16 protein-coding genes are annotated in these 16,576 nt (G+C 68.9%); 6 read left to right on the top strand and 10 right to left on the bottom strand.

Annotation, left to right across the window (positions count from 1 at the left end; all coding sequences use genetic code 11):
• Positions 1-98 precede the first annotated feature (98 nt).
• Positions 99-893: a hypothetical protein gene (locus ACFTZB_RS29685; RefSeq protein WP_378436832.1), complete on the bottom strand. Its 795-nt coding sequence runs from the start codon at positions 891-893 to the stop codon at positions 99-101.
• 103 nt (positions 894-996) lie between these two features.
• Positions 997-1,974: an NAD-dependent epimerase/dehydratase family protein gene (locus ACFTZB_RS29690; protein WP_378436834.1), complete on the bottom strand. Its 978-nt coding sequence runs from the start codon at positions 1,972-1,974 to the stop codon at positions 997-999.
• A 35-nt stretch (positions 1,975-2,009) separates the two neighbouring features.
• On the opposite strand from ACFTZB_RS29690, the gene ACFTZB_RS29695 reads away from it, so the two are divergent.
• Positions 2,010-2,657 (top strand): ScbR family autoregulator-binding transcription factor, encoded by a 648-nt coding sequence (locus ACFTZB_RS29695; protein WP_276137483.1) that lies wholly within the window; start codon positions 2,010-2,012, stop codon positions 2,655-2,657.
• Here the strand turns inward: ACFTZB_RS29695 and ACFTZB_RS29700 are convergent.
• The 8 genes from ACFTZB_RS29700 to ACFTZB_RS29735 all read right to left on the bottom strand — a co-directional run bounded on the left by ACFTZB_RS29700 (position 2,654) and on the right by ACFTZB_RS29735 (position 9,595).
• Positions 2,654-3,604: a ScbA/BarX family gamma-butyrolactone biosynthesis protein gene (locus tag ACFTZB_RS29700; protein ID WP_378436837.1), complete on the bottom strand. Its 951-nt coding sequence runs from the start codon at positions 3,602-3,604 to the stop codon at positions 2,654-2,656. The genes ACFTZB_RS29695 and ACFTZB_RS29700 overlap by 4 nt on opposite strands.
• Before the next feature lie 96 nt (positions 3,605-3,700).
• Entirely contained in the window at positions 3,701-4,276 is a 576-nt protein-coding gene (locus tag ACFTZB_RS29705; protein ID WP_378436839.1) for a hemerythrin domain-containing protein, read from the bottom strand.
• A gap of 36 nt (positions 4,277-4,312) precedes the next feature.
• On the bottom strand, positions 4,313-5,077 hold the full coding sequence (locus ACFTZB_RS29710) for an HpcH/HpaI aldolase/citrate lyase family protein (RefSeq protein WP_378436841.1): 765 nt from the start codon (positions 5,075-5,077) through the stop codon (positions 4,313-4,315).
• Positions 5,078-5,091: 14 nt separating this feature from the next.
• The gene (locus ACFTZB_RS29715) at positions 5,092-6,048 is read right to left on the bottom strand and encodes an aldo/keto reductase (protein WP_378436843.1); all 957 of its coding nucleotides are present in this window, start codon (positions 6,046-6,048) and stop codon (positions 5,092-5,094) included.
• A complete protein-coding gene (locus tag ACFTZB_RS29720; RefSeq protein WP_378436845.1) occupies positions 6,048-6,905 on the bottom strand; it encodes an ATP-binding cassette domain-containing protein in 858 nt (285 codons plus the stop codon). The genes ACFTZB_RS29715 and ACFTZB_RS29720 overlap by 1 nt, the downstream gene beginning before the upstream one ends.
• The gene (locus ACFTZB_RS29725; RefSeq protein WP_378436847.1) at positions 6,902-7,717 is read right to left on the bottom strand and encodes an ABC transporter ATP-binding protein; all 816 of its coding nucleotides are present in this window, start codon (positions 7,715-7,717) and stop codon (positions 6,902-6,904) included. The genes ACFTZB_RS29720 and ACFTZB_RS29725 overlap by 4 nt, the downstream gene beginning before the upstream one ends.
• A 1-nt stretch (position 7,718) precedes the next feature.
• The gene (locus ACFTZB_RS29730) at positions 7,719-8,663 is read right to left on the bottom strand and encodes an ABC transporter permease (protein ID WP_276137490.1); all 945 of its coding nucleotides are present in this window, start codon (positions 8,661-8,663) and stop codon (positions 7,719-7,721) included.
• Positions 8,660-9,595, bottom strand: coding sequence for an ABC transporter permease (locus ACFTZB_RS29735; RefSeq protein ID WP_072938939.1), 936 nt, complete (start codon positions 9,593-9,595; stop codon positions 8,660-8,662). The genes ACFTZB_RS29730 and ACFTZB_RS29735 overlap by 4 nt, the downstream gene beginning before the upstream one ends.
• Before the next feature lie 397 nt (positions 9,596-9,992).
• On the opposite strand from ACFTZB_RS29735, the gene ACFTZB_RS29740 reads away from it, so the two are divergent.
• From ACFTZB_RS29740 to ACFTZB_RS29760, 5 genes are all read left to right on the top strand, one after another.
• Complete coding sequence (locus ACFTZB_RS29740; RefSeq protein WP_378436850.1) at positions 9,993-11,567, top strand: ABC transporter substrate-binding protein; 1,575 nt, start codon at positions 9,993-9,995, stop codon at positions 11,565-11,567.
• A 60-nt stretch (positions 11,568-11,627) separates the two neighbouring features.
• The gene (locus ACFTZB_RS29745; RefSeq protein WP_378436852.1) at positions 11,628-12,851 is read left to right on the top strand and encodes an exo-alpha-sialidase; all 1,224 of its coding nucleotides are present in this window, start codon (positions 11,628-11,630) and stop codon (positions 12,849-12,851) included.
• Positions 12,848-13,537 (top strand): SDR family NAD(P)-dependent oxidoreductase, encoded by a 690-nt coding sequence (locus ACFTZB_RS29750; protein WP_378436855.1) that lies wholly within the window; start codon positions 12,848-12,850, stop codon positions 13,535-13,537. The genes ACFTZB_RS29745 and ACFTZB_RS29750 overlap by 4 nt, the downstream gene beginning before the upstream one ends.
• Positions 13,538-13,613: 76 nt before the next feature.
• A complete protein-coding gene (pdxA, locus tag ACFTZB_RS29755; RefSeq protein WP_378436857.1) occupies positions 13,614-15,842 on the top strand; it encodes a 4-hydroxythreonine-4-phosphate dehydrogenase PdxA in 2,229 nt (742 codons plus the stop codon).
• A gap of 11 nt (positions 15,843-15,853) precedes the next feature.
• On the top strand, positions 15,854-16,576 hold a 723-nt coding region (locus ACFTZB_RS29760), incomplete at its 3' end, for a DeoR/GlpR family DNA-binding transcription regulator (protein ID WP_378436859.1).

A 16,576-nucleotide genomic window follows, 5' to 3' on the forward strand; every position in this document is an offset into this window, starting at 1 on the left:
CCTCTTCTACCGGAGCTCCGCTACCCATTCGCGCACGACACGCCCAAGACCCGAATCCTTGACCGCCAGCCGTCCCCGCTAACTACACGGCTTTGAGACTAGCCCTGCGTTTCGGCGTGACGGGGGTCCGGCGGTCCGGCGACGAAGTCGCGTGCCCGGTTCCAGCGGGCGTGGTAACGCTCCCCGAACCGTGCCCGGGAGCGGGCCAGCCGGCGTGGTCGGGTGCCGTAGCGGCGCACCGCCCACCAGGAATCGGGTTTGGCCAGGCGGATCGCGCCGACGATCGCGACCGGCTGGAACACGATCCCCACGATCCCCGTGACGAACTTGCCCTTGAGCAGGCAGATCAACGAGATGCCGAGTGAGATGAGCAGATAGCCGATCGACGTCCACCACTGGGCGGTGCCGATCCGCCCGCTCACGAGTTCGGCGCCCCCGATCATCAATCCGGTGATCATGAGTGCACAGAAGATCGCGTCCACCGACTTCCGTCCGGACGAACTCCAGTACACGTCGTCGAGATGCACCCACAGCGCGAACTCGTCGAAGGTCAGTGCGAGACCGACCCCGAACAGCGCGGCGAAGACGTTGAGCGCCGTGCCCTCCGGGGTGGTCGCGATCAGTGCCAGCCCCGCCAGCGTCATGAGCAGGATCCCGAAAACCTGGTGGTGCAGGTGCACGCCGCCGACGGTGATGTCACCGATCAGACCGCCGCCCGAGTCCGCGGCGTCGTCCGCGGACTCCGCTCCCGTTTGCGAGCGGATACGGCGGGTGATGATCCGGGTGACCACGAACGTCACCAGAACCGCGATGAACAGCCACATCACGGGATACAGGACCACTATCCGGCTGTCGCCTTCGGTGTCCACGACGATCTCGGCGAGAAGGGCCATCTCGACACTCCGTCAGGTGGGGGAAAACGATCTCTCTCCGGGTATACACCCCGACCGCGGACCGCAAACGACGTTCCGCCCACCGACTTGCTGCCGGACCTCGTCACGCCGGGAGACCGGCCAGGGGGCCGTGGCCGAAGGTCGTGCCGGTGGCGGTCAGCAGGCGGGTGGGGTCGTACCAGTGGTCGCGGCCGATCAGGTCGAGGTGCCGTTCGGTGAGACCGTGCCGGGTTCCGGCGGTGACGGCGTCGTCGAACGTGAGTGAGTTGTCCGGCAGCCTCAGGCGGCCCGAGTCCGCGAGTGCCCGGCCGAGTTCGCGGGCGGTGACGGGGTCGGGGTGGCAGGCGTGGAAGACGTCGCCGGAATGCGCCGGTGTCTGCGCGGCGAGGGTCGCGAGAATCCGGGCGAGGTCGGTCACCGCGACGACCGAGATCCGGGACCGCCCCTCGTCCACCCAGGCGCCCAGCGTCTCGAGGATCCGGACGAATCCGGGGACGAACCAGCGGTCGCCCGGGCCGTGGACGAATCCCGGTCGGACGACGCAACCGCCGGACTCGAGGACGCGGTGTTCGGCGGTCAGCCTGCTCGCGCTCAGCGCCGAAACGGGTGCGGGTGTGGCGTCGAACTCACCGATTCCGCTGTGCGGTCCGGCACCGTACACGCCGATGGTGCTGACGTAGAGCACCCGGCGGATGCCGTTCCGGGCGGCGGCGGCAACGAGATTATCGGTGCCGCCGACGTTCACCGCGGTGCAGTGCGCCGCGTCGCTGCCGGTGTACGAGGCGGCGTGGATCACGACGTCGGCGCCGGTGAGCGCCCTGCGGAGGCCCACCGGATCGGTCAGATCCGCCTGTGCGGACGGCACGCCCGGAATGTCCTGGTCCCACGGTGTGCGCGCGACGGCGGTGCACGGAATCCCGGCCGATACGAGGGCCCGCAGGGTGGCGGACCCGATGAAGCCCGTCGCTCCCACGACCGCGACACGTACCGGCGCGGAGGGTGTTCGACCGCGCTCGCTCGCGGTCGACGCTGGTACCGTCTCTCCGGGCAATGGGCGCGTGTTCCGTGCTTTCATCGTCATCGTTCTTCTCTCATGCGGCAGGGAAAGGTGTGAACGTGGTTCAGCAGGCGCGTGCTGCGGCGACTCGACAGCAGATCGTCCGCGGGGCGGCGGAGATGTTCGAGAAGTCGGGTTTCGAAGGAGCCAGACTCGGCAACATCGTCGAGAACGCCGGAATCACGAAGGGGGCCTTGTACTTCCATTTCCGTTCGAAAGAGGATCTGGCGCGGTTCATCATCGGGGAGCAACACCGGATCTCCATCGCGTCGGTCGAGGCGATCGGCCGTGAGCAGGTGTCGGCGATCGAGCAGATCGTGATGCTGTGCCACGAAATGGCCCGGCAGATCGTGAACGACCCGATCGTGCGAGCCGGTATCCGGATCACCCTCGAACTCAGCGCCGACGACCAGGGCCCCGCGGATCCCTACCTCGACTGGATCAACAGTTGCGAGATGCTCGCCACCCGGGCGGTCGAGCAGGGGGATCTCCTCGCCGACATCGACCCGCCGAGGCTGGCGCGGTTCGTCATCGGCGCCTTCACCGGCGTTCAGACCGTCTCCCAGGTGTTGACGCAGCGCACGGACCTCGAACAGCGCGTCGACGACATGTGGGGGTTCCTGCTCCCCGGGATCATGCCCGCGACCCGGCACCAGGACATCGCCCGGATCCGGCGGGCCCGCTGGGTACCGGACGACGCCGACTAGCCGGGCGCGCATGCGCTCACCGCGGCAGGTGCGAGCGCCGCGGTTCCGCGCACGACAGACACACCGCCCTGCCGTATCGACCCGCTGACGGCCAACGCGCCGTCGTCCACCGCGTCCAGCCGGATCGTGGTGCGCTCGTCGAGTTCGGCGAAACGGTGGAACGTGGCGCCCAAGGACGCGAGGTGCGCGTCCGGCAGGCCGAGCCGGGCGCAGGCCGCCTGCCGCATCGCCTCGAGCAGCAGCATCCCCGGGATGTGATCGCACGGATGGTCGAACAGCACGGGGTGCGTGTGGTCGATCCGCAATTCCCATTCGTTCTCGGAGCGTCGCGGGCCGAGGACCACGTGTGCGTCGTCGACGTGACCGACCAGCGGAGCCGGGACGGGAGTCGGGCACCACGGCGCTTCGATCGCCCGCGGACCGCGCTCACCCCACCGGGCGCGTGAGTATGCGGCCGGGGGAAAAACTGCAGCGTGACCCGTCGCGCTGCCGGCGTCCTGCCCGTCGATCCGGAACCGCAGGTCGACGTGGAACGCGGACAGCGCCCCGCCGCGGTACACGTGCTCGGACACGGTGACCTCGACGACGACGTCCGCGGCCGCCGCACCCACCGCGAGCGCGCCGGGTATCGCACGCACCTCGAGGTGCTGCATGACGAACCGGTTCGGCAGCGGGACGGAGAAGCGGGTGTGTCCCAGATAGATGGCGGTCTGCCGGAGTGTTTCCGCCAGCAGCATGGTGTCGTAGCGCCCGTCTCGGGTGCGGTAGAAGCCGTGCAGGCGGGGCCACTGCGCGGCGACGACGAACCGATCCGGCGCCGGCAGCGAGACGCAGTCGGTGAGGAAGACCTCGGCCACGGATTGGCGGTGCACGTACCTGCGGGGCACGGTTCGCTCGAACGACATCGGAGGAAGGGCATCGGGCGCCGGACGGGATATTCGCGCCACAACCCCATCTCCCCACAGAACCGGTCGGCCCGATGCCGCGGACCGCCCGAACTATAGAACACAGACCGCGCGGTCTGTGATGGGGGGAGTGCGTTGCTACCGGCCCTTCAAGCTGCCGATTCGAAGCGATCCAGGGTTGTCGTCCCCGTCGAGGTCCTCTTCGATCGCGCGGACGTACTCCTTCGGGTCCTTGTCCGACGTGTCCGCCTCCGACAGGGTGCGGTGAACGAGGAAGTATTCGGCGAACCGCCGCCCGAGCGATTCGCGAAGCTCATCCGGTGCGGTCCGGAAATCGGCCAGGCCCTCCCGTTCCTCCTCGGCCATGTGCTCGTCGTTGGCCCGGCGCGTCCGGCCGACCGCCGCCCACCACTCCTCGGACAGGATGGGGTTCCCCGCCGCCGCCCGGACGCCGTCGCGGATGTCGTTGTGGTCCCCGATCGCGTCGAGGGTCTCGGCCTCCGCCTCCGCGTCCTCGCCGACGCGGAGGAGTTGGGGATAGAAGATTTCCTCTTCCGCCGCAGCATGCAGATCCAGGCGTTTCGCCAACGGCGTCCACACCGCCTCCACGGCCGTGATCTCCACCCCGCGCCGGGACTTCAACTCGTCCAGCGCCGCGAACTGCCGCCGGAACCACTCGTGGTCGTCGAATATCAACTCGATGATGTCGGGCATGATTCGATTCTCCTTTGCGGCTTCGCCGCGCACCTCTCAGTCCCCGGTCGCGGCTTTGAGATGCGCGGCGGAGGCCGCCTTGAGATGGGTGAGGTCGGACGCGACGGTGGCGAACGTGTAGCCCTCCGCGAGTCGGCGGGCCGCCACCGACCCGTCTGCGGTGTGGATGCCCGCCGCGATGCCCGCCGCTGCGGCGGCCTCCCGGACACGGGTCACGGCCGCCTCGAACTCGTCGTCGACGCTCGGATCGTTCGGATGCGCACCACCCACGGCGAGGCGCAGGTCGGACGGCCCCACGTAGACGCCGTCGAGTCCGGGGACGGCGCAGATCTCCTCCACGTTCGCCAGCCCCTGCGGGGTTTCGATCATCACGACGACGACCGTGTCCCGGTCGGCCTCCGCCGGGGTGGGGCCGATCCGCAGCTGTGAACGCATCGGACCGTACGAGCGCACTCCGGTAGGGGGATACGTCGCGGCAGCAACGGCCTTGGCGGCTTCCTCCGCCGTGTTCACCAGCGGGACGATCACTCCCGCCGCGCCGGCGTCGAGCGCCCGGCCGATCGGTGTCGGATCGTTCGACTCGACCCGGATCATGCCGACGGTGGAGCCGGACGCGTCGATGGCGGTGAGCCCCGCGACCATGCCGGAGTATCCGATCAGGCCGTGCTGGAGATCGAGGGCGATGTAGTCCCAGCCGACGTGGGCGAGCCACTCCGTCGACACCGGGCTGTCGATCACGGACCAGTAGCCGACGATCCGTTCGCGGCCGCGGAGGCGGGCGGCAAATTCCTGGGCACTCATGAGGGCGTTGTCTCCTAGCGGTTGTAGTTGGGCATGGGTCCGCGCAGGGCGCTGCCCACTTCGTCGCACGCGTCGATCAGGTCGTCGTCGAGTGTGCCCTTGGCGACGGCGGCGATGTTCGACTGCAGGTGCGCGACCTTTGAACCGCCGAGGAGGATCGGCCCGGCGGCCGGCTTGGACACGAGCCAGCGCAGCGCGAGTTCGGTGAGCGGGATGCCGGCCTTGTCGGCGATCACGGACAGCTGGGTGATCGCATCGAAGATCGCGGTGTTCCAGTACCGGTCCTTGTACATCTGCGCCAACCGCGAATCACCGAAGCGGCCGTCCGCGGGCGTCGTGTCGAACGAGTGCCGACCAGTGAGGAGGCCGCCGCCGAGCGGGTTGTAGACCATCGTGATCAGCCCGGTGACCGCAGCGAATTCGACGTACTCCTCCTCGATGCGCCGGGCGAGCAGGTTGTAGAGCTGCTGGGCGACGATCGGCCGGGGTGCGCCGACGGCGTCGGCGGTGTGGTTCAGCTCCGCGATCTGCCAGGCCGCGAAGTTGGAGACGCCGAGGGCGCGGATCTTGCCCTCCGACACGAGTTCCGCGACGGTGGCGAGGGTGTCGGCCAGGGGTGTGGCCCGGTCCGGCTGATGGAGATAGAACAGGTCGACGTAGTCGGTGTCCAGCCGCCTCAGGCTCGCCTCGACGCTCGCGCGGAGCCCCGCCGGCGACAGCGGTGAGTGGTCGCCCGCGTCGGGGTGGGGCATTCCCGCTTTGGTGGCGAGGGTGACGCGGTCGCGCCGGGTGGCCAGCAGCCGGGCGAGAATCTTCTCGGACTCTCCGCCGGCGTAACCGTTGGCGGTGTCGATGTGCGTGATTCCGGCGTCGAGCGCCGCGTCGACCATCGCTGCGGCGCCGTCGACGTCGACGGTGTCGCCGAACGTCATCGTGCCGAGAACGAGTGAGGTCAGGTCGAGTTCGGGCATCAGGCTACTCCTCGGGATGCGGTGCGGTGAACGTCCGTTGCGCCAGGCGGGCGCGAGACGAGGTGTCGGGGTTTGATCCCGACCATGGTGGTGGGGTCGAGCGCGGCGGCGCGCAGGGCCTGGGTGTACGGCTCGGCGGGATGTTCGAGAACGTCGGTGGTGGAACCGCTTTCGACCACCCGCCCGCGCGACATGACGATCACGGTGTCGCTGATCTCACGGACCACGCCGAGGTTGTGGGAGATGAAGACGTACGTCAGGCCGGTGTCGTGCTGGATCTCGCGGAGCAGATCGAGCACCTGGGCCTGCACGGAGACGTCCAAAGCGCTGGTGGCCTCGTCGCACACGAGGAGTTCCGGCCCGCTCGCCAGGGCCCGGGCGATGCCGATGCGTTGCCGCTGACCGCCGGAGAACTCGGCGGGGCGGCGATGGAGTGCGGTGGCGGGCAGGCCGACCCGGTCGATCAGCTCGGCGGCCCTGCGCGCCCGCTCGGATTTGCTCCGGACGCCCTGCAGGCGCAGCGGTTCGCCGACGATGTCGACGGCCGTCAGGTGCGGGTCCAGCGATCCGTACGGGTCCTGGAACACCATCTGCACGCGAGAGCGGAAGGGGCGCAGCGCCTTCTCCGACAGCTGCGCGATGTCGGCGCCGTCCACGAGGATGCGCCCGGACGTGGGGGTGAGCAGCCGGACGATCGATTTCGCGATGGTCGATTTCCCGCACCCCGACTCACCGACGACGGCGAGGGTCGCGCCCTTGTCCACCGAGAAGCTGACGGTGTCGACGGCGCGGAACACGCCGTCGGGCACCGGGTATTCGACGACGAGGTCCTCGACGGACAGCAGAGGGGCATTCATGTCGACGCTCCTACGGTCGTGGTGAAGTCGCCGAGCCGCGGCACGGCGTCGAGCAGTTTCTTGGTGTAGGCGCTGCGAGGATGGCGAACGAGGTCCTCGGCTCCGCCGTTCTCGACGAACCGGCCGTCCTTCATGACGTAGATGCGGTCCGACATCAACCGGGCGACGCCGAGATCGTGGGTGATGACGAGCATTCCGACGCCGGTGCGCTCCTGGAGTTCGAGCAGCAGGTCGAGGATGCTCGCCTGCACGGTCACGTCGAGGGCGCTGGTGGGTTCGTCGGCGACGATCAGTTCGGGACCCGACGCAAGCGAGCAGGCGATCAGCACGCGCTGCAGCATTCCGCCGGACAACTGGTGCGGGTATTTCCCGAGTTGGCCGGCCGGGTTCTGGATCCGCACCTGCTCGAGCAGTTCCACGGCCCGCGCGGTTTCCTTCGACTTTCCGGTGATGCCGCTGTGGCGGACGGCCTCCCGCAGCTGGGATCCGATGGTGTGCACCGGGCTCAGCGCCGTCATCGGGTCCTGCGGGATCAGGGCGATGTGCCGGCCCCGGACCTTCGCGAGCGCCTTCGGCTTCCCGAGGATGTCGCAGTCCTTGAACCGCACCGCGCCGGAGAGGACGGCGAGGTCGTCGGGCAGCAGACCGAGCAGACCCATCGCGGTGGTCGATTTTCCCGACCCCGATTCGCCGATGATGGTCACGGTTTCGCCGGCGTCGATGCCGAACGTCACGCCGTCCACTGCGCGGATGACGCCCCGGGCGGTGATGAGTTCGATCTGCAGTTCGTCGACTCGCAGCAGATTCGTCATGTCAGGCAATTCCCTTCCACGCCCGGAGTCGCTGTAGTACGCCCGGTTGCAGTCGCAGCGACTTCGGCCGATCCCGGAGCCCGTCGCCGAGCAGGTTGACACCGACGACGAGCAGCACGATGACGAGGCCGGGGAGCGTCACCAGCCACCACGAGGTGGTGATGTAGTCCTGCCCGTCGGAGATGATCCGGCCCCAGGTGGCGAAGGGACGTTGCGGTCCGGCACCGAGGTAGCTGAGCGCGCTCTCGAGGAGCACGGCCTGCGCGAGCAGCAGCAGCACGACGAGGGACGCCTGCTTGATGATGTTGGGGACGATGTGGCGGAGCAGGATGGCGGTGCGTCCGAGTCCCAGCACGCGGGACGCCGCGATGTACGGTTTCTCGCGTTCGACGAGGACGAGTGAGCGGGTCAGCCGGGCGATCTCCGGCCACTGGGCGATGGCGATGACGAACGTGATGACCGGGATCGACGGGCCGAACAGGGCGACGACGAGCAGCAGCATCATGAGGAGCGGCAACGACAGCTGGGCTTCGAGGAGACGGCTGACGACGGTGTCGGCCCAGCCGCCGAGGTAGCCGGCGAGTGCGCCGAGGCACAGGCCGATCAGTCCGGACACGACCACCGCGAGAATTCCGACCGTGAGCGATACCTGCCCGCCGTAGAGGACGCGGGAGAGGAGGTCGCGGCCGAGTTGGTCGGTGCCGAACAGGTGCCCGGGTGTCAGCGGTGGCAGCCGGCGCTGGGCGAGGTCGGTGGCGTCCGGAGACGGCAGGGGCAGTAATTGTGCGCAGGCGACCGGCACGATGACGGCCAGGGCGCAGATGCTGCCGATCCAGATCTTCACCCGGCTGTCGCGGGCGACACGGGTGGCACCGGCCCGGGCGATGTCGCGGCGGGTGACCGTGGACGGGCGCGCATGCGCCGGGGGATCGACGATGGTGGTCATTTACTCGTTCCCTTCCCGAGCCGGACACGGGGATCCAACAGCGGATAGCAGAGGTCGACGAGGAGCTGGACGAGGACGGCGAGCACCGCGGTCACCAGGACGGTGGCCTGGATGAGGGGGTAATCCCTCGTCTCGAGTGCGCGCACGACCAGCGAGCCGACGCCGGGCCAGGCGAAGACGACCTCGACCACGACGACGCCGTTGAGCATGGACGCGAACCGGGTGCCGAGCGCGGTCAGCACGGGGATCGCGGAGTTCCGCAGGGCGTACCGCCAGATGAGCTCGCGCTCCGGGACACCCCGCGAGCGGGCCACTGTCATGTACGGCGAGGAGAACGCGCCGACCATCTCGCGGCGGACCATGCGGGAGATCAGGGCGATCTGCAGGACGGCCACGGTCACGGTGGGCAGCACCAGGCTGGACCAGGTCGTGAAACCGGCCGCGGGAAAGATCGGGATCAGGACCGCGAACACGGTGATGAGCATCAGTCCGGTCCAGAAGTCGGGCATGGACTGGCCGGCGATCGTGACGACGTTGGCACCGAGTTCGCGGCGGGTGTCGGCGCGGCGTGCCATCCACACGCCCAGCGGGATGGCCACCAGCGTGGTGAGCACGATCGCCGCGACGGACAGGGTGATCGTGTAGGGCAGCCGGGCGAGGACGACGTCGAAGGCGGGCGCCTGGAACGAGTACGAGGTGCCGAGATCGAGGTGGAGAAGGCCGCGGAGATACAGCAGGTACTGGGTGAACACGGACTGGTCGAGGCCCATGTCGGCCCTGATCCGGGCGAGGTCCTCGGTGCTGGCCAGCGGCCCGGCCATCGAGTAGGCGGGGTCGCCGGGCGCCATCCGGATGAGGACGAACACGGTGGTCAGCGTCAGGAAGACCGCGAGCGCGCTCTGTCCGAGTCGCTTGACGACGTAGCGGGGCATGGCCGCCGTCAGGACCTTCGGGACGGCGGAGCGGGTCCGGCGGGGAGCCGATGATGCCGAGCCCGGGGGCTGGGTTGCAAGCGCCGTGTCGGCGGCGTGCTGCGTCATGAGGTCACCGGCCGTTCGGGGTCTGCGTGAGGGGTCATCGTCGACCTTTCGATAACGCCGGCGATGGAGGTGTCGACACCGCGGCGTGTCGGGTACAGCAGCTTCGTTTGTAACTCAGCTCACAATCGCACTAATGCGCGTTGTGCGCAAGTCCCGCCTGCCATCTTGCGCATCTCAAGCAACTTTGAGTAGAGTTCGGATGTGCCGGCGATCACATCGCCTGGTGGTCAACCACCTCGCGCCGTGCCTGATCGCTGCGCCCCACACCCATAGTCCCGAGAGGTCGACGATGACCAATTCTCTTTTCGAACAGCGCTTTTCGAGGAGAACGCTGCTCAGGTCGGGTCTCCTGCTCGGCGCCGGTCTCACGCTCGGATCCGCAGCGGGCTGCGCGACGCCGACCGGAACACCCGGACCGAGGACCGTGAGCCTGGCCCTGAACCGATCGCTCGTGAGCCTCGACAACAAGCTGAACCAGTTCGACGCTGCACTCACCGTCCAGCGCGGCGTACGGCAGGCCCTCACCGAAATCGACCGCGACCTGCGGCCCCGGCTCGTTCTGGCCGACCGGTTCGAGCTCGTCGCACCCACCCAGTGGTACGTGCACCTGCGTCCGGGCATCCGCTATTCGGACGGCACCCCGGTGCGGGTGCAGGACGTCGCGACGGCCCTGCAGATGTACAGCCAGGTCGACGGCTCCTTCGTCGGCGGATTCTTCCCCGAGTGGCCCACGGTCGACCAGATCGACGACACCAGTTTCACCCTGAACACCGAACGTCCCGTCCCGGTGCTCGACTACCTCATGTCGAACATTCTCGTCACTCCGGCGGCCGCCAACCTTCCCGAGGAACTGCAGTCCGGTGTGGGAACCGGACCGTACGTCGTGACCGAGAGCGACCGCGGCACCGGCAACTACACACTGGTGCGCAACGAGAACTACTGGGGAACGCCGGCGCAGATCGAATCGGTGCGCGTGCGCTTCGTGCCGGACGAGTCGAACCGCGTCGTGACGTTGCGCAGCGGCGAGGTCGACGTGATCGACTCCATCACCCCGGATGCGGCCGACCAGCTCGCCGGCCTGTCGGGTGTCTCGATCGACCGGATCGACGGCGTGCGACTGAATCAACTCTTCTTCAATTTCCGGAAACCCCAGGGGCATCCGCTGGCCGACGCGCGGGTCCGCCGGGCCCTGACCTACGCGATCGACGGGCGAGCCCTCGTCGACCAGGTTCTCCAGGGCTCCGCCACCCAGTCGCGCGGGGTCATTCCCCTCACCCTCGACGGCGCTGTCGAGACCGGCGAATACACCTACGACCCGGCGCGTGCCCGCGGCGAACTCGACGCCCTCGGGGTCCGCGACCTGGAGCTGAAGATCATCTGGGAGACAGGCGAGTTCGCCGCCGACACCGACATCATGGAATCGGTGCTGCAGATGCTGTCGGCGGTCGGCGTGCGAACCACCCTCCAGCAGTTCGAACCCGGCGGCGACATCTCGCAGTGGCGTCAGGGCAAGGCCGGCGACTGGGACGTGCTCGGCAACGGCTTCCCGAGCCCGACCGGTCTGGCCCTGACCATCATGCAGGGCATGTACGCCGGCACCGCGGAGAAGGAAGCGACCCGGGACACTTACCACGGGTACATCTTTCCCGAGATCACCCGGACCATCACCCAGGCCTCCGAGGAGGCCGACGCCACCCGGCGCGGCGAACTTCTCGCGGATGCGCAACGCCGGATCTGGGACACGTGCCCGTGTCTGTGGTCGTTCGTCCCGAAAGCGGTCCTCGCGCGCCGCTCCCGGATCGACGGTGTCGCGTTGCGACCCACGAACTCCTACGACCTGAGTGTCGCGGCGCTGCATGCCTAGACCTGACGCGACCGCCGCACCGACAACCCGCCCGCCCCTCACGACGCACTGGAGACGCCGATGACCACACCGAGTCCCGCAACCGATACCCGACCGGCCGACGGCGTCGTCCGTGACGTCGTCGAGGCGGGTCGCCGCGACGCTCTGCTTCCCGCGCCGCAGGTGCAGAATCACGCCGCGAATCTCACCGTCCTGCCCGACGGCTCCCTCGGGTGCGTGTGGTTCGCGGGCACCCAGGAGGGCGTGCCCGACATCAGCGTCTGGTTCTCCCGGCTGGTCCCGGGAACTGATCTGTGGTCCGAGCCGGTGCAGCTGTCCGATGATCCGACGCGGTCGGAGCAGAATCCCGTTCTGCACGTGGCGAAGACGGGTGCCGTGTGGTTGCTGTGGACGTCCCAGCACGCCGGCAACCAGGACACGGCGCGTGTCATGCGGCGCATCTCCGACGACGGCGGCCGAACGTGGGGCGAGGCGCACATCCTGCTGCCGGAGACCGACGCCGGGGGCGTGTTCGTGCGGCAACCGGTGGTCGTGCTCCCCGCCGGGCGGCTCCTGCTTCCCGTGTTCCACTGCGTCCGCATCGAGGGCCGCAAATGGGTCGGCGATCGCGACTACAGCAGCGTGATGATCTCCGACGACGACGGCGACTCCTGGCGTGAGGTGTCAGTTCCGGGCAGCGTCGGCTGCGTCCACATGAACATCGGCCGCCTCTCCGACGGCACTCTCGTCGCCCTCTACCGCAGCCGCTGGGCGGACTCGATCTACCGCAGTGTCTCGACGGACGACGGCGACACCTGGACCGAGCCGGAGGCCACCGAACTTCCCAACAACAACTCGTCCATCCAGTTCGTCGTGCTGTCCGGCGACCGGCTCGCGTTGGTGTTCAACGAGTCCAGCGCCGCGAACGCCACCGCTCGGCGGACGTCCCTGTACGACGAGATCGACGACGACGGCCTCGCCGACGCAGTGCCCGAGCAGGCGGACACGGAACCGGAACCTCTCGACGACGGCGACAGCCGGAGCGCGTTCTGGGGTGCCCCGCGCGCGCCGATGACGCTGGCGATGTCCGAGGACGGTGGCCGGACGTGGCCGCATCGCCGCGACATCGAGGTCGGCTACTGCCTGTCCAACAACTCCCGCGATGGCCTGAACCGCGAATACTCGTACCCCAGCATCACCGCCGGGAACGACGGTCACCTGCACGTGGCGTTCACCCGGTTTCGGCAGGCGATCGAATACGTCGAATTCGATCAGGGCTGGGTCGCAGACGGGAGCAGGTCGTGACGCACGGCGACTCGAAGCGGGCCGTCGTGACCGGCGTCAGCTCCGGAATCGGCGCCGCCACCGTCCGCCGGCTTCTCGGCGACGGGTGGGCGGTCACGGGATTCAGCCGCCGGGATCCCGGCATCGACGACGACCGATTCCTTTGGACCGCCGTCGATCTCGGTGATCTCGATGCACTGTCGGAGCACGCGACGGCGGTCGGTCCGGTGGACGCCGTCGTGCACGCCGCAGGTCTGCAGTCGTCCGCGCCTCTCGGGAAGCTGCAGGTCGACGACGGTCTGGCGATGTGGCGGATTCACGTCGCGGCCGCCGAGGTCCTCGTCAATGCACTGGCCCCGTCGATGCGCGACGGAGGCCGGGTGGTCCTGGTCGGCAGCCGCACGATGTCCGGGACGGCGGGCAAGAGTCAGTACGCCGCCACCAAGTCGGCCCTTGTGGGGATGTCGCGGTCCTGGGCCGCCGAGTTGGTGGACCGGGCGATCACGGTCAACGTGGTCGCGCCGGGGCCGACGGACACTCCGATGCTGAACGATCCGGCACGCACGTCGACGCCCCCGAAGCTTCCGCCGCTCGGCCGTTTCATCGCGCCGGAGGAGGTGGCGGGGCTGATCGGCTTCCTCGTCGGGCCGCTCGGCGGGAACATCACGGGTCAGGCGATCGTGCAGTGCGCCGGGGCTTCCCTGTGAACAGTCTGCGCGTAACGCGCATAACTGCTAGCATCAAATGCACGGAACGCGCATTTAATCGGGCAAAGGCGGCATCATGAGACCGAACTCGATCGGACTGGATCCGACCGTCGCGGTCTTCGCCGACGACCTGTCCGGCGCGGCGGAAGTGGCGAGCGCCTTTCTCGACCGGAGTGCGTCCCTGTCGCTGCGTCTCGGCGCCGGCGAGGCGCACGAGGCGGGCGGAGTCGTCGTGGCGGATCTCGACACGCGCTCGATGAGCGCCGAGGATGCGGCCCGGACGACGCGCCGTGCCCTCGACGGCGTGCCGCCCGGCACGCTCGTGGTGAAGAAGATCGACTCACTTCTGCGCGGGAACATCGGGGCCGAGGTGGGAATTCTCGCCGACGGCGGTCCGGTGGTCCTCGCAGCGGGCCTGCCCGCACTCGACCGGACCGTGCGCGGCGGAGTCGTGCACGTCGGTTCGACGCCGCTCCATGCCGCCGGCGTCTGGTCGGCGGAATCCGCGCCGCCGCCGGAGTCCGTGGCCGCACTCTTCCCGGGCCGTCCCACGCGGTGCGTGCCCCGCGGTCCCGGAGTCGGACAGGCGCTGGCCCGCGCGGCGTCCGACGGCGCCATCGCGATCTGCGACATCGAGACCGACGACGACCTCGACGCGGTCGTCCTCACCTGCCGCACAATTCCCGGAGTGCGACTGGTCGGGACGTCCGCCCTCGCGGCGGCCGTGGCACGCACGCTGCCGATCCGGCCCGTTCCCAGCGCCATGCCGGAGCCCGCGGACTCCATCCTGATCGTCGTCGGAACGGCGGAACCCATTGCTGTGCAACAGGTTGCCGCACTCGTCGCCGATGGCGTCCGGCACGTTCCGGTCGACGCGTCGGACCTCCACCGCGACGGGGTGGACACGACACCACTCCGCCAGGCGCTCGACGACGGTCACGCCGTCGTGACGGTGTCCGGAGACGTCGACCCGTCGAATGCGCGGACTCTGTCGGCGGCGCTCGGCCGGCTGACCGGAGCCGTGCAGCGCGACCGAAGATCCGACCTCGTCCTCACCGGCGGCGAGACGGCGCGCGCCGTCGTCGACGCGCTGGGGATCACGTCGCTCCGACCGGTCCACGAGGTGCACCACGGCGCCGTCGTCTCCGTCGCATCCGACGGCCGTCGTGTCGTCACGAGGCCCGGCAGTTTCGGCGACTCGACCAGTCTCTCCGCGATCGCGGCCTACCTGCGTGGCCACCAGCCGCCCACCCACACCCCCACACAGCGAGGACCCCACATGAGCGCGTCAACAGATACCGCGACCCTTCCCGCCGTCGCCGTCACCATGGGCGACGGCGCCGGAATCGGCCCCGAGGTGATCGTTCCCGCCCTGCTGGACGAGGCCACCCGATCCTGGTGCAACCCGGTCGTCATCGGCGACGCCAAGCGACTGCGTCTCGCGGCGAACGTCCTCGGCATCGACGTCGACATCGTGACCGTCGAATCGATCGCCGACGCGCAGTCGGCGCCTGGGCGCGTCAACGTCATCGATCTCGACCTCCTCCCCGAAGACCTGGCGTGGGGCGAACTGTCCCCGGTCGCCGGTCACGCCGCGTACGAGTACATCCGCGTCGCCAGCGAACTCGCGGTGGCCGGCGAGGTGCAGGCCATCTGCACGGCCCCGCTCAACAAGGAAGCCCTGCACGCCGCAGGCCACATCTTCCCGGGGCACACGGAACTGCTCGCGCACCTCACCGGCACCGAGGAAGTGTCCATGATGCTGTCGACGCCGAAGCTCAAGGTCATCCACGTGACCACCCACATGGGCCTGCTCGACGCCGTCGCCAAGATCGAACCCGGACTGGTCGAGCGGACCATCCGGCGCGGACACGAGGCACTGGTGCGCTCGGGTATCCCGGAGCCGAAGATCGGGGTCTGCGGCATCAACCCGCACGCCGGCGAGCACGGGCTGTTCGGGTACGGCGAGGAGGAACAGAAGATCATCCCCGCCGTCGAGGTGCTGAAGGCGGACGGGATCGACGTCCACGGACCGTTGCCTGCGGACACGGCGTTCTTCCTCGCGGGCCGCGGCGACTACGACCTCATCGTCGCGATGTATCACGATCAGGGCCACGGTCCGGTGAAGGTCCTCGGCATCGAGGCGGGCGTCAACATCACGGTGGGGCTGCCCGTCATCCGGACGTCCGTCGACCACGGCACGGCGTTCGACATCGCGGGCAAGGGTATTGCGGAGGCCGGTAGTATGGTCGAAGCTCTTCGTCAGGCTGCCGAATTGGCAACCAGCACAGCGGTTGTGAAGTAGGGGGACGAGACATGGCGGTTCGTGAGTCGGAAGCACGCCGATCCGAGATCGTGCGGCTGGCCCGGTCGAGCGGGCTGGCCAGCGTCGACGACCTGTCGGCGCAGTTCGGCGTCACGGCCTCCACCATCCGGCGGGACCTGAGCCAGCTGACGTCCCAGGGGCTGATCGCCCGAACGTACGGCGGTGCGATCGCGCTCGACCCCCAGCAGGAATCGTCGCTGCGCCAGCGCGCACTCGAGGGGTTCGACGCGAAGCGCGCGATCGCGGAGTGGGCCGCGAGCCAGGTCCGCCCGGGTGAGACCATCCTCCTCGACGCGGGCACCACGGTGGGTGCGATGGGGGAGTTCCTGCGCGACATCGAGGACATCACCGTCATCGCGGCGGGCCTGACGGCCCTCGAATCGCTCGCCGACGCCGACTCCGTGCGGGTCGAGTGCATCGGCGGAACACTCCGCCATCTCAGCCAGGGGTTCGTCGGACCGCTGGCGGAGGCGACGCTCCAGCGCGTCACGTTCGATCGCGCGTTCCTGGGGGCGGATGCCGTCACCGCGGATCTCGGGATCTGCGAAGCGGAACTGGAGCAGACGCGCCTCAAGGAGATCATGATCGCCCGCGCCGACGAGGTGTACGTGCTGGCGCACGCGGCGAAGCTCGGGCAGCGCCCGTTCCACGCCTGGGCGCCGATTCCCCCGGGAACCACCATCGTCACCGACGACTCCGCCGACACCGGGGAG

The organism is Rhodococcus sp. NPDC057014, assembly GCF_042673295.1.
Lineage (GTDB): Bacteria > Actinomycetota > Actinomycetes > Mycobacteriales > Mycobacteriaceae > Rhodococcus_F.